Source organism: Lactobacillus helsingborgensis, from assembly GCF_000970855.1.
GTDB lineage: Bacteria > Bacillota > Bacilli > Lactobacillales > Lactobacillaceae > Lactobacillus > Lactobacillus helsingborgensis.
This window is the reverse complement of the sequence record NZ_KQ034055.1, coordinates 68,057-82,939: the sequence shown is the minus strand read 5'-3', so window position 1 is coordinate 82,939 and position 14,883 is coordinate 68,057. Positions and strand designations below refer to the sequence as shown.

The window sequence follows — 14,883 nt, the reverse complement described above, 5'->3', positions numbered from 1 at the left end:
AAATAAAAGAAAAGGAAGAAAATATGAACTTTGTTGAGAATAAGGCAACTATTATACAAAAGGATCTGAAAAAAAAGAATATAACAAGTGTTGATACATTGTTTGAAGAAATAAAAAAAGGGGACTTGTTTAGGAAGGCTTCGTTAAATATGCAGCAACTTTTTCTTGAATTTTTACGAGAAGAGCTCTCAAAAAACTCAGGAAATTTGCCGATGCTTTCTACAAGCGAGGTAGTAGGAAAATACTTAGCAAATAAGTATAGTGTGCTTAAACAAGAAGAATTACACATTATCTCAGTAAATAACCGATATAAACCTACTGCTGATTTTCTGATTAATATAGGTAAAAAAAACGCTAGCCAGGTCGATATTGGAGAGGTAATAAAAAAAACAGTACTAAGTAATGCTTCTGGCGTTTTTCTAGCACATAATCATCCATCGGGTGATTTAACACCTTCACATGCAGATATGGAAGTCTGTAATCTTTTGATAAGCATTTTTGATAAAATTAATGTTACTTTTTTGGATAACTTAATTATTGGTGAAGGCGAATATTTTTCTTTTCGAGAAAAAGGACTATTCATTGCCGATGAAAACTAGCATAAGCTTATTTCAAGATGTCAAAGAAAACTGGAAAATTATTCAAGCCAAATATTTTCCTATAAATTTTAATTCAGAAGTTTTTTCCTTTACTGACGTTAGTGAGGGGTTCGGCATTGAATTTACATTGCCAAATAGCCACATTCATCATTTTTTTATTAATGTTAAAATTACTCAGAGGAAGTTATTGACGTGTCAACGTAAATACTCTTTGCATAGAATTATCTTATTAGAAGTTGCAAAAAGTATTATCTATCAAATTGGAAATTATCAGATCGATGAAGCTATTGATCCAAAATTTTGCCAAATAAATCATTATGGTAGTTTTGAATTGAACTGTTTACATACTGATGAGGATTTTATACTTGAGATTGCCCAAGCAATGGCGGTTGGAGCAAAATTTTCTGAATATGATCAAAATGTCGATGCAAGGTTTAAGCTATTGGAGCCCTTTAATAATCATCAACTTTTTTTGATTAAAGAAATATATAGAAGAATTGCTGAAAAATTTAATTTTGTAGTTAAAGATCTAATATTAGGATCTTTTTATAAAGAAATGCAATTACAAAAGTATCAAATGGCTACACTTAGTTTGCAGTTTAAAAATGGAATTAATTCTATAAACATTAATATATTTAGAAATCAAATACAGAAACTTGTTAGAAATTATGAAATGGATGAAGATCAGGCAATTTATTTTATTATTAAAAATTTTTTTAAACAGAGGGTTTTGAATCTCGATACTACTCCACTAGCTAATCGAGAATGTAAAGAAAAAGAAGAAAGTAATGTATTGATAAAAATTGCAAATAATTTTCCGAATAATTTTTTCGAACTAATGAACTAAATTAATGAATGTGTCTATGGCTCGGTTATGTATGACTTATTAAATGGGGCATAGAACATGGAAACTAAAAATCATATTGAACAGCTGGAACTTTTTAGTTCGTTAATGGCCAAGACAAAGCAGAGAAAAAAATTGTTGGTTGATCAAAATCAGTTTGATAAATCCCCAACCCTTTTTCATAAGTTTAAGCAATTGGCTCGAGTTATATATCACTCTTATTTGTGGGATGATGAACAGATACTTAAAGCGGCTAGAATTTTATACCCATATATCGGCTTTAAAACGTGTGCATCCCAGGAAAATAGGAAAGTAATAGAAACACGATTTGTTTCAGATAAGACCCAAATGAAATTAAAATTATTTGGAAAAAGCGATCAAACTTATTGTCGTTCTATTTATTATAAATTAGAGAGGAATCAATATTACAAACGCTTTTTAATCTTATCTGATGCTAAAGAACTTGTCGCACATTATACTGACACTTATTATCGATGTAATAAGCCTTTTGTGCGTTACTCCTATATCTCAAAAGAATATTTACTAGGTTATGCTTATTTAATTTCGAATATTAAAGCAAAAATATATGGTAAAGACGCCCATTGGATAAGTCTTATAAATTTTGAACTTAAAGATGTATTTAAAGGATTGATTGCGGGGACAAGATCTAAAAATTATGCTTACTATGATTATGTATTGGCACATCTTAATATTGCTGATAAGCGACAGCAGGAGATTGTAAGGGATTATAAATTAATGCAGGAGCTATATCTTTCAATAGGTAAAGAAAATAAGTTGGTTAGATGGAATGGACTTGTAAGTTATAAGCAATTGATTGATTACATCCATAACTTTTTGGACAGCAACTTTATAGTTGTTCCTACTAAACGTAGCTTAATACCAAAACCAAAAGAAAGAGCATTCTTTTAAGTTGTTAAAATGAAGATTTATCTTTTATTATAAAAGATAAAAAGTTTATTTAATATCGTGGTTAAGAAAATTAATCACAAAAAGAGTCCTTAGAAAGGAGGCCATTAGCCTTACTTTTTGAGGACCCTTTTTATTCTATTTGAACAATGAGTATGTTATTAAAAAATTTTGACACACGACAGATTTGCTTGCTGTCTACTATTAAAACTTAAAAAAATATTTGATATTTGTCCAGAAAAATACTTAGAGGTTTGTAAATATTTTTGATTTTAATTGATAGATATAAAAAAGACTGTCCCACGAATAACTTTGGCGAGTTATGGAATCAGTCTAAAAATAGTCCAATAATGAAACTAACCAGCTTTAAAGCGGTTGTTTAACATTTAGAAGAGTCTTTTTTCAAAGATTCTTTTATAAACTTATTATATCATGTCTAGGTTAGCTTTGCCTAGATACTTGGCTGAAATTATATATTATATTTTTAAATCTGTAAATCTGACTTGTTTAATTCATTTTTATATTATTCAATGGGAAATAAAAATCTGTTATAATAAAAACGAATTGAAAGCGAATAGTTTTGAGGGCGACTGGCTGTTTACACACGAAAAAGGAGAGGTTGCTTATGGCAAGAAATTCTTTAAAGGGTTGTATAGCTGTTGAGCGTTTACGAAGCACTGAAATTAGCGCTAGAATTTGCAACGTTTATTATTGTTTTGCTAACCTATATAGGCAACAACAAGAAATAAAAAGAGCCGTCCTTCATTACTTTGGCGAGTTATTAGGATAGCTTTTAAAAAAGTCCAATAATGGAGCCGACCGCCTTTAAAGCGGAAGCTCGATATTCATTGAAGTTTTGTTTTTACAGAACTTCTTTTTTTATTTTACAAATATATTATATTATTTATTAATTGACTTTGCATATTAATCTGATTAATTTTTGAAAAAATTTTTAACAGTGGGCAAATGGTTTACTTCAATGATAACTGGATATTGGCTATTATACGTAAGTTAAGATACATAATATAACTAAAGTAGATGCAAATAATACTGACTATAAGAATTTGTTGCTGATTAGGCTTTCAATGAATAGAAATGATTAAGTTTAATTATCAAGAACCACGACTATTGGTGTATGCATAGCCGATTTTGTCAATAACGAAAAATGTAATAAAATAAAAAAGCTAAGTTTTTAAACTAAGCTTTTTTTGTATAATAAAGTTTTATTAGACGGAATATAGATGTGTATTAAACATGAGTATATATAAAAATAGATAGTTAATTAAATATATAGTTTCACAAGAAGGTTGGTAAATTTGAAAAAATAGCTATCGTTCATATCCACAATCTGTCTTGTATATACCGAATTAATGGTATGAAGATAGTATAACATTTAATAGATAATAGTGGAAGAAAAAACTAATAAATATTTTACTATAAAAAATTTAAATATTTGCATATATTGAATATTTTTACGCCTAATTCGTTAAAATAATAGATAATTTTTATTTAAAAAAATCTATAAATAACATGTGTTTTTAACAAAATATATCCTTGGAAGAAGTGATTTTGTTTTATTCTCTCAAACATTAGTATTTGTAACAATACTAAGAGTTTTTAGTGAGACTGTAGAATTAATAAAAATTATTATCGAACAAAACCATGTTCTATTTTGAGTGAAATGAAATTATTCAAATGTAATCAAATAAATTATCGTAGACTTTTATTTGACAATGCAAAGAAAGAAGGAAAGATAAGATAAGTATGGCTTATTTGAGACGAGCACCGAAGGTAATAGAAGAAGAACTACTTGATCGCACACGTAAAGTTAATCAAAGATTTAATTTTCCAACAGATAAAGATCTCAAAGTTTATTTAAGACTTAAACCAGATGGCTCAGTATTTCTAAATAAGGATAAATCAATAGGGATGATTCTTTTATCCGACCATGATTTATTACAAAAAATTTACTCTGGGATACCTTTTTCGATTGAAGAAAGAATATAAAGTTTTTTAGTTAGCATTTTCCAAAAAATGAACTTATCAATGTTAGAAGTCTTTAACTAGGTATTATTATAGGTAGCCTATTTATAAAAAGAAAATGTCCATCAATTCTTTTATTGACAAAAATATAAGGCTTATAGAGAGCTGCAATTCAATTTTTCTTTTGAAACATAAAGAGAAAAAGGATTTGTGGCTTTTCTTTTTGTTTATATGGTTGAAAGATAGGAAGGAGGAATAAATATGTCAGATACAATTAAAACCTCATATGCTAAATTTATAGAAACTCATGCCAAATCAATTAGATACTGGGCAGGCCTATTTGCTACTTATTTTGGAATGAAAGCTTCTACATTAATTACCCTGGCTGCTACAAAATATAATCCAGACCCACGCACTTCCGGCGATGCCGCAGGTGCCAATACTTTTGCTGATATATTTTTTGGCTTTTTAGCGCCAACACAAGATTTTGCAACGGTGATCTTAATTATAGCTGCAGTTATTTGTGGGATGAAAATTGGAGCTTCTGCTGTGACCAGTGATCCAAGAAGTCGTACTAACTCTATTGTTGGTTTGTTTTTTATCATAGTCGGAGAAGTAGTTGTTCTTCATGCACAAGCGTTAGTTGGTATGGCTACACACATTTCTGTTAATAATTCTTAGCTATGATTATAGATTTTCTAATTAGAAAGGAAGTGTACAGGTGGGAGTTACTAGACAAGAGCTAATAGTTAATCTTTCTGGACCGCAAAAAAAAGTATTAGGTTTTGCAACTTGGCTACAAGTAAGTATTTCAGCTGCAGGCTTAATTATTGGAAGTATCATTTATACAATTTTGAATAATATTTTGACTGCTATAGGAGTAAGTTCTGGAACTGCAATTGTATTTTCTGCAATGTTCTTTGTAGCTACAGTTGTACCTTTTGCCGTTATTGCTTTTAAACCAATTAGGGACAAGCAAGGGGATCTACTGTATTACGAAGACACTCAGCTACTTATTAATTACCGCTTTCTAAGACGGGAAGTAGGAACTTATATTAATATTCAACCTAACCGTCATTTTGTTAACGAGCGGTTGCCATATTTTAAACAGCATCCTATTGATTGAAAGAAAGGAAAATAGCATGTCAAACAAGAAAATACAACGATTAAATGGCAAGAATACTAAGCAGAACAAGGCAGGAATGGTTTTTGGATTGACTTTAGCTTTTTGGATTATTGCTATTTTAGATATGGTTTTTGTGGCACACGACAATATTTTTTTAATTATTATAGTTTCTATAGGAATATGGGCTGTTGGTTTAACCATTGCAAAGCCTGGCCAGATTGCTGTTAGTTTTCAAGAAAATGGATTTTGGAAAACCTTATTAGGTCAGGGCTCAAGCCAAAGTAGACTAGGACAACGTAGGAGACGTTAAAAACGCTAAATTTAGCAGCCAACCTTTATAGGTTGGCTGTTTGCTTTAACGTATTTTAAGAGAGGTGTTTAATATTTTATTACTTATATCTTTACTTGTTATTATGGTAGCTCTTATTGTAGGAGGAATAATTATTTACCATCATTCCCAGCAACAAGATTTTGATATGACGCCTAGAGATAAAGCTGGAGATAGCTTAGGTAACAGTGAAGAAGATGTGGAAAACAATCCTGCCGAATCACCTGTTTATGAAGAGGAAATTACATATGATGACTGGGTAAATTGGGAAAATTTATTACAAGAAGCAGGAATAATTGATATACGAGATGGAATGATTGAATACGAAACTGGTGATAATTCTAGGATGTTTATTGCCTTAGCAGAAATGCAACAATCTAATCCGTATTTAAAGACTCCAGAAGAATTACTACAGCAAAATGCTATTCAAGAGGTTTTTTTTAATAGTATTCGTGAGCCTTTAAAAATTACATCTCAAAGTCAACGAGTTGAGATGACTAATTTTTTAAATCAACTTAAGGAAAATTCACAAAAAATTATTGGTTCAAATACTCAAATGAAGAATTATGCGACTGAGGTAATTGAAGATACCCTTAATTATCAGCAACAGGCAGAGCGATTTGAAAATAAAGCTTATTTGCAGTTCATGGCAGTTATTAAGCCAGAAGAGGTTTATGGTGATTCTGTTGAGACATTAGAGGAACAAATCCATGAGAAAGCTTTTGAAAAATTATCTCGACAAATTGAACGAGCAAATGGTTTGTTGCGCAGAGCAGATCATGCGTTAGCACCCTTAGCATCTTTTGGATTAATTGAAGTTCTGTACAAAACTTTTAATCGAAAGTCTTCTGTAAAAATTCGTCTAGAAAATATTATAAAACAGCAAAAATACCAAATATTCACTAGTGCCAAGCAACCAGATAAGTTCTACAAAGAAGTGCAGCAGCGAATACATATTGAAGAAAAGGCGATAAATCATGCCCGAGATATACTTTTGAAGGAACAGAAAGAGAAAAATGACGAATTATTGGCGAAAGGTAAAGATTATTATAGTGAAGAAAATAATGAAAATAGCACGAATAAGGATAATGTATTAGAGACTTTTGATTTTAAAGATTTAAATTAATAAAAGAGGTAGGGTTAGTATGAGCTTAAGTTCATTTTTACGAAAAAATAAGTTTACTAAAGATGAAGTAGATAATAGCGAATCAGAAGTTAATGAAACCGCAGGTGAAACTGACAATGAAGATATGGATTACTCTTATGTTGATCTAAGCAACGAAGAGAATTCTGATGAGGAAATTGAACAAAATGAATATGATAAAAAACATAAAACTCCAAGTTCTATTCTGGGTCAGCCATCATTATTTAATATAATTGGTCCATCTTATTGGTCGACAGATGACTTTATGCAAGATGAATTCGTTATGCGAGAAAATATGAGGTCAAAGACGTATGGTATTGCAGCCTATGTGCCTCCATCTGGCTATCCACGAACCCTAGATACAACAGTTTTCCAAGACTTATTAGCACAAGGTAATGTAGATGTGACTCTGGACATAGTGCCTCAGTCACGTAGGTTTACCATGAGAAATTTATCAAATATGCTTAATATTATCGAAGCTAATGCCGAGTATCAAAAAGAAAAAGGACAAACATTTCAAGAGAGGGACAATATTGCTAAGTATAGCGATATTGATAATTTTCTTGACCAAGTACAATTTGATGAAAATAGAATGTATGATGTGGCAATTAGCGTAATAGTATATGGATCAAGCGATCGAGAAGTAAACCAAAATTTTGGAATTGTAGCTGATTTATTGGCCAATGAAAATTTGTCAATTACTCCTTATGCTAAAAGACAAAAAAGTGGTTATTTAACAACCATTCCAATCGGCGCAAGGATTAGCTATTTAAATGATACATATAGAAATGTTGATAGAAAAGCTTTAGCAGTTATGGATGTAGCTAGAAATGCATCAGGCAGATTTAATGGCGGCATCCCTTTCGGCAACAACCAGGCAACACCATCACAAAACACAGAATTTTTAAATATTTTTGGTACAGATACTCATCGCCCCATTAACTACAACATGGGTATAGTTGGAGAAGCAGGTAGTGGTAAATCTGCTGCAAACAAAATAAAAATGGCCAGAGAAATATCTATTTTGGGCTTGGAACACAGATCAATAGATCCAGACGGCGAATATATACTTTTAGCTAAGCGATTAGGACAGCTGAATCTGACAATAACTGCCAATGCTCAGTTTGTTATTAATCCATGTGCTCTGTCTTTGTTTGAAACTCCACTAGAAGAAGAAACTATGACAGACGAAAATGGACAACAATTAAGTATTGATGAAATGGAAGAAAGAATACGTCTAGACGACAATGATCATCGCATAGTTACAACTCACAAGGACGGTGGAAGATATATACAACAAGTGAATATTTCTCAAATGCTTGCAAACATTAAAGGCTTTGTAAATGTAATTCTTACAAGTAATGAAAGTGAATCAAAAATGAGCGTTGGTGAGGAGAAAAGACTAGAAGATGCTGTTAATTCAGTTGTCAATAGCATGGGAATAACTACGGACCCTAATAGCCTTTTTTCAAATAAAGCAGGCATGGTTGACGACGTATATCATGATAGATTACCTAAGCTTGAGCCAACTTTAACTGACATTTATAAAGAGTTAGAAATTCAAAATACAGATGAAAATGGAGAAATTGATCCTAAGGTTGAACGTCTGATGGATGCGCTTAAACTCTATTTGCGTGATGGAAAGCGTCCTATATTTGACGGTCAAACATATTTTGGTAAAGGACGATCTCAGTTACTCAATGATTATAAGTATGTAAATTTTAATATTTCCCAACTGGATGGCTCAATTAAAAGGGTTGCCTACTATGTTATTACGCAATATCTGTGGGAACGATGGATGAAAAATCCAGCCAAAGCAATGGTTAAAAAAGTTCTTGATGCAGACGAGATACTTCAATTTATTGATGATCCGGAAATGTCATCTTTCTTTGAAACTATTGTTAGACGAGATAGAAAAAGGAATGGCTCTATTACTTGGCTTACACAGGATATTGAACGTTTTCAAGGGAACCCGCAAGCTAAAGCATTAGTGACTAATTCAGAGTTTATGTTTGTTTTGGCTACAAAGCCTGAGCATAGAAGACTAATGAAAGAAACTGTTGATTTAACTGATGGAGCTCTAGACATTTTAACAGGTAACCCTGAGCCTGGTGAAGGAATTCTAAGACAAGAAGGGGAGAGTATATGGATTAGAACTAATCCAAGTCTTAAGGAAATGCAATTTGTTGAGTCGAATCGTGCTATTGGCCAAGCACGAAAACATAGAATGGAAATTGACGCTATAAATAAAGCCATTGGCTAGGGGATGCTAAAATGACTAAAAATAAGGTAAAAAAGAAATCGAAGGGGAGGTTATTATTAAGAATTACAGCTTGGCTAACTTCAATAGTAGTAATTCTTGTTGTGACAATTACAATTTCAGGTATTGTAACCTTAGCTTCTAATAATAGAAACCACCTCAATGTTACTGACGGCCATGGCAACATACAGTGGGGAGCTAACTTAATTGTTGAGGGTTGGAAGGAAGGTATTAATGGAATTAAAGGTAACTTTGCAAAATTTGGTAATCATTCCTGGGCTAATTCTTGGGGAAAAAATGCAGACGTTCTAAATGCTTGGTCTAAACGAAAAGGTAAGCTAACTTCGCAACAGTTACATGGCTTACGGGGCACAGGGATTAATGCAACTTCTGTTGAAAGTCAAGGATTATATAATTATGCGAAATCACTCGGGATTGATCCGAAAGCATTTAAAAGTAACAAATCCTTGCTTAAAGTACTTACAAAATACGTTAATAACAAATCTTTAGCAACTGACGGTGCGGGTAATCGACGAATTAGCAAATTTGGAAGCATGGGAAAGCAAGCAACTGCGGAAAAAAATGCGTGGAATAAATACACCAATAATCTGCTTAAGGCATACAACGATTTATCAGGCAGTGCAAAAGAGCAAGTTAGCGGCTATCTTAAAAAGTATGGTGGGACTAGAGGCTCAGAGAAATGGTATGAGGCTTTAAAAAATGCAATGCAAAAATATGCTACCGGTAAGGCGAAAAAAGAATTAGGTTCCGCCAATAAAAAATATGCCAAAGAATATGCCAATTCCGCTCAAGGCGATGAAAAGGTATCGGCAGATGAAGTTGAAAAGATGTTATCTAAAGGAGAAATGCCTGAGCCTACCACCTTTTGGGGGAAAATAGGAAGAGCGATAATGAATCTATTCTGGTCTTCATCAGTAGGTAGTTGGCTAGAAAAAAACGGAGCTGGTGCTTCAATTTTTGCAGGTGAAACGAATATAAACCATTTAGCGTCTGATATTCAGTCACAACCTCTAACTTTAATTTATCCCGTTTCTGGTAACTATAGTTCTATGAAAGAAATTTCCTCCTGGCTTCAACCCGCAATGATTGCATTAGGTGGAGCTTTAATAACTTTGGCATTGGTTATTACTACTATGAGAATGGGCGTAGGACAAGCCATCGATCCTGTGCGTTCTAGGATTAATTGGTATAGGAATGTAGTAGATACAGTAATTTCTGTTATAGGGGTTGCTGCATTTCCAACATTTGTAACAATGATTTTACAACTTGATGGAAGTATTTTATTGGCTTTTGCAAAATTTATGACTTCTGTCACTCCTTCAGGAGCGAGTGAAACAATTTTTAATACGGCATTAAAACTAGGTTTTGATAAAACAACAGTTAATGCAATATCAACTGGGATGTTACTGGGTGGATCAGACTTTTCTGGAGTAATATTTGAGATTATATATTTGTTGGCTTATGTAGGATTAGCAATTTATATTAAATATTTCTATTTTATACGAGCAGTAGCTTTCACAATTATTATTTCAATTGGTCCAATTTTTGTAGCTCTTTGGTCACTGAATTGGGGCAAAAGTAAATCAATAAATTGGATTAAAGATTTTATTGGAACTGTCTTCATACAATGTATTCATGCATTGACTTTAACCTTTATGGCAATGTTTATGGATTGGAATAATGGAAGAATAACAGGACAAACAGCACAGCAGATTGCGGCGATGATTAACTGGCAAAAATCTAATCCAGGGAAGCAATTTCTTAATGCAATTACTTTAGGCTTAGCTAATCAAGGTCCTGCTCAAACTACCAGTGGTGCCTCTGTCTTTGAAGTTTTGGTTGTTGGCTTTATCGTTATGATTCTGTTCCAGCCATTATCAAATTCACTTGCAAATTTATTTGGTATTAGTACAAATATGCTGGACAATATTCATCAAAGTACTTCAAGAACAGTTAAAGCTGGAGCCTTGGCAGGAGGCGCTGCTATTGGTGCAACTGCTTTAGCCCCTGCAGGCCTAGCCTTAGGTACTGGTAAGGGTATATTGGGTGCAGCAAAAGACGGAGTTAAGAATGCTGCTAAGGATTCAGATAATCTTAAGGAGTTTAAAAGCAACTTAAAGAATGGCTTTCATGAAGACTTTAAAAATAGTATGGCCAAGCGCATGCCTTTTCGTTCTTCAATTGCAAAACTAAATGGAATAGTTGGCCCAGGGGCGGGTCGCTTAATAGGTATGGCCCCTGGTGCAGGAGCAAGTGATGTGCAGGCTATGTTAGCTGGGAGTGCGGCTGGAGGAATTATTGGAAAAAGAGCTGCTCGATTGGCTAATAAGCCCTTGGCTGCTTTGGGGTTGGGAAGCTTAAATAAAATAAAAGAAGATTTTAGGAGAAATAACAATTCTGGCTTCACAGATTCAAAGATAAAGCAAGCGAATGCAAAAACAAATAAGACCTTATCTAGACAGAATAAAGCTGTATGGGATGCAGATAGTGGACATGAAGCAGTAGACCAAAATATAGCAAATATCCAGAAACAAAAAAAGGCAATTGAAGAAGCCTTTAATAATGGAAATATTACTGCAGATGATAGAGATGGTCAGATTGCAGAATTGAATGCTAAAACTGACATTGTAGATAAAGTGTTAAATGATGAAGACCTAGCTAATAGGATGGCTCAAGCGGATGCCAACAAACAGATAAATGGTTCCTATTGTAATGCTAATAAATTAGCTCGAGCATCCCGAAAAGCGCTAGGAAAAGAAGCTACAAAATTATCGTCAAATCGTAAAGGAGAGTCAGACCAAATACAAAAATCATTGGCTATAGCAGGTGCTGCTACCAATGGATCTAATAGATCAAGAATCGATGGTGATGCAATTAATACGGCAGCAAAAAACGCTAAACAAAAATATGCAGAAATTAATGGTGATAAATTTTCTGAAAATGGTTTTGTAAATAGAAAATCATGGATGGATTCTAATCAATATCGTCAAGGTGAGTCTGAAGCAATGAAAGCAGCTCGAGAGCATAGGGCTATTGAAACCAATGGTAAAATCTTTTCAATGCCTGATCAAACGGATAATCCAGCTTTTGGCAATTCGATGGTAAATAAGACTCTTTTTAAGCAGAGCCTTAGTGAACAAATGCAAAAGGCTGGAGTTTCTAAAGATGTTCAACAAGATACTCTTAATGCTATAGATGGGGTTTCAGGACAAGCATTAATATCAAATACAAAGATACATGGTTCAAATACTCCACTTGAAACACTAGATTATGGGCTAAACAACAGACTTATTAAACAACGGACTTTTTCAATCAATAACGAAGCAAACTCCGCAAAAGGGGCCATACCCATTTCAGCATATGAACTTGAAAAAGCTTTTAATGATGACACTAATCCCTCAACAATTATCGGTGGGCATTCTAGTGATATTTTTACCGCAAAAAGTTTTCAAGACTATTTAAGTCGAAATAATTCGAGAAAAAAATATCAGAAAATCCAGAAAGATTTGGCAGAAGGCTATGCAGACTACCAAAAATCCCAAGCTACACTTAATAATGAGTTTGATAAAGGTGCAGAAGTTTCTGGTATAAAAAATTGGCTTAACGTAGATAAGTCAACAATATCAAAAGGTGCTGATATAAATGATGGCACGTCATTAACTCCTAATGATTATATTGCATCTTCAAAAATTGCTAATTATAATAAAAATTTTGGCCCGTCTGGAATATCTCCACAGAAAGCCATAGAGGAGTTATCTTATAATGTCCAAAATTCAACAAGTGCTAACTTTAAAGATGGCTCAGGAATTAAAGCTGGGGATTTACAAGTTGTTACCAATAACACAGGGTCATATGTTAGAGCAAAAATAAAGGATGGTGAGTACCATCTAGTAGGTAATTATGGATTAGGTGATCCGAGCCTTGCTGGGGATGAAACTGTCTTTCAAAACCTTGATTTTTATCCTGATGGTAGTATAGGTCCGAGATATGATCCAGCTACTCATAGAATCGAAGAACCATACAGTATTTCTGATAATTTGAAAATTACTCGTTCATACACGAATGGAGGACCAGATCTGCACGATATGGTTGGAAACTATGCTTCTAAAGTTCCATCTACCTCTTTTGACATTTCTGATTATAGAACAATGCAACAAGCTCCAGAATTGATAAAATCAAAATTTGATGGGAGCCCAATTACTTTAGACAAATTATCTAATTATAGTGATTATCATTATTATTCTGATGGAAATCATGGTGTCATTGTTGGTAAAGATAAAAGTGATGATTTATATAAGCAAGTATCTAATATTGTGGATGACGATATTTTAGATACGCATGTTATCGGTCAACAGTATAGCATCCCACTTAAAGATACAGGTAACGGACTCATTCCCGATGATGTTAAAGAGCCGATAGTTTATTCTAAAAGTCCAATTACTAAACAAAGTGAAAAACAGGTTATCGATAACATAAAGATACATACTAATACGACTAAAAGTCGGTTAGAGTTTAATCAATATTTAAATGGTATTCTAAGTCCAACAGAAAAAAATCTGCATAATTATATTGCTGCTAATCCTGCTCATCTTTCTATAGATGACTTGGACATGACCAATTTATAATTAGGGAAAGTTACAATGAAAAGAAACCAATTATATCTAAAAGACACACTTTTTTCATTTATAGTTCGATGGGTAAGCCGTATAACCACAATGTCATGTTGGCTGGCAATTATACTTGATATTAGTTATTTTGCTAGGTCTAATAACTTGGGCTTAACTATTTTATTCAGTTTATATACACCTCTCAGATATTTTCTTTTTGATATTACTCGTGAAAAAATGCAAAAACGACCTCCATCATTAGACAGAATAATACCTTTAACTATTTTTGTTAGATATTTAAAACTCAAATTTCCTTTACCACAAGGAAATTTTTTGGCTAGCTTAGTTGGTCTTTTTCTTGCCTGTTGTAGAGCAATAGTAAACGGTTATGCATTATTGCTATTTGATACTTTTACTTTTTTTTATCAAATAAAAAATGATTCTTTTGGTAATCCTTTAGATTGTAAAGATACTATAAAAGAAAGATTTGAGTTTGTTGAAAATGATAGAAAAATTGATTTGTCAGATATGGACGAAAAGGCAATTGCTCACTTAAAAATTTCTTGGGAGCAAACAAGAAATTATGATTACTTAAATATATGGGATTTTCCAATTCAAAGATATCTGAATCATCCGACATTTTATTTTAAAAATAATGAAGTAGGTAATACTGTCATAGATAGAAAATGTTTAGTAGAGAATGAACAAATTGACGTTTGACCAATAATATCTAAAGTAATTTATACCAGTTATGGTGAATAAGTTAATTGGGCGTTATAATATACAAGCAAACTATATTCTATAAAATACAATGCAAGATAATTCTTGTAAGAGTCTCACGTTTGTGAAAAATGTAGTTTATTTCAGAATTACTTCTAATGAAGAACGAACACCGAAAAAATTGATCATAAAGATCATATGAATTAAGAAAAAGATTTTTAAAGAAGGAACATTGAGCAATTTCAATGTTTCTTTTTGTATGGAAGGGAGATGGTTTTAATAAGAAGACATCGGAGAAGTTGAGGATAAGCTAATAGGGAGTTA

At 32.7% G+C, this 14,883-nt stretch carries 12 protein-coding genes; all 12 read left to right on the top strand.

Features of this window, described 5'->3' with window-relative positions:
* Positions 1-23: 23 nt before the first annotated feature.
* Positions 24-599: a JAB domain-containing protein gene (locus JF73_RS09060; RefSeq protein ID WP_052727806.1), complete on the top strand. Its 576-nt coding sequence runs from the start codon at positions 24-26 to the stop codon at positions 597-599.
* The gene (locus JF73_RS09055; protein WP_218838188.1) at positions 583-1,446 is read left to right on the top strand and encodes a hypothetical protein; all 864 of its coding nucleotides are present in this window, start codon (positions 583-585) and stop codon (positions 1,444-1,446) included. Before JF73_RS09060 ends, JF73_RS09055 begins: the two co-directional genes overlap by 17 nt.
* Positions 1,447-1,503: 57 nt before the next feature.
* Entirely contained in the window at positions 1,504-2,373 is an 870-nt protein-coding gene (locus JF73_RS09050; RefSeq protein ID WP_046327892.1) for a hypothetical protein, read from the top strand.
* A gap of 622 nt (positions 2,374-2,995) precedes the next feature.
* Entirely contained in the window at positions 2,996-3,160 is a 165-nt protein-coding gene (locus tag JF73_RS09990; RefSeq protein ID WP_167334251.1) for a hypothetical protein, read from the top strand.
* Positions 3,161-4,134: 974 nt separating this feature from the next.
* Positions 4,135-4,377, top strand: a complete 243-nt coding sequence (locus tag JF73_RS09045) for a hypothetical protein (protein ID WP_046325850.1) — start codon at positions 4,135-4,137, stop codon at positions 4,375-4,377.
* Positions 4,378-4,614: 237 nt separating this feature from the next.
* Positions 4,615-5,034, top strand: coding sequence for a hypothetical protein (locus JF73_RS09040; RefSeq protein ID WP_052724693.1), 420 nt, complete (start codon positions 4,615-4,617; stop codon positions 5,032-5,034).
* Positions 5,035-5,074: 40 nt separating this feature from the next.
* The gene (locus JF73_RS09035) at positions 5,075-5,479 is read left to right on the top strand and encodes a hypothetical protein (protein WP_046325849.1); all 405 of its coding nucleotides are present in this window, start codon (positions 5,075-5,077) and stop codon (positions 5,477-5,479) included.
* 16 nt (positions 5,480-5,495) lie between these two features.
* Positions 5,496-5,789, top strand: coding sequence for a hypothetical protein (locus JF73_RS09030; RefSeq protein WP_046325848.1), 294 nt, complete (start codon positions 5,496-5,498; stop codon positions 5,787-5,789).
* A 64-nt stretch (positions 5,790-5,853) separates the two neighbouring features.
* The gene (locus tag JF73_RS09025) at positions 5,854-6,933 is read left to right on the top strand and encodes a hypothetical protein (RefSeq protein ID WP_244885272.1); all 1,080 of its coding nucleotides are present in this window, start codon (positions 5,854-5,856) and stop codon (positions 6,931-6,933) included.
* Positions 6,934-6,952: 19 nt separating this feature from the next.
* Positions 6,953-9,214, top strand: a complete 2,262-nt coding sequence (locus JF73_RS09020) for a VirB4 family type IV secretion system protein (protein WP_046325847.1) — start codon at positions 6,953-6,955, stop codon at positions 9,212-9,214.
* A gap of 11 nt (positions 9,215-9,225) precedes the next feature.
* On the top strand, positions 9,226-13,857 hold the full coding sequence (locus JF73_RS09015; RefSeq protein ID WP_046325846.1) for a hypothetical protein: 4,632 nt from the start codon (positions 9,226-9,228) through the stop codon (positions 13,855-13,857).
* Positions 13,858-13,872: 15 nt separating this feature from the next.
* Positions 13,873-14,559 (top strand): hypothetical protein, encoded by a 687-nt coding sequence (locus tag JF73_RS09010; RefSeq protein WP_052724692.1) that lies wholly within the window; start codon positions 13,873-13,875, stop codon positions 14,557-14,559.
* Positions 14,560-14,883 lie beyond the last annotated feature (324 nt).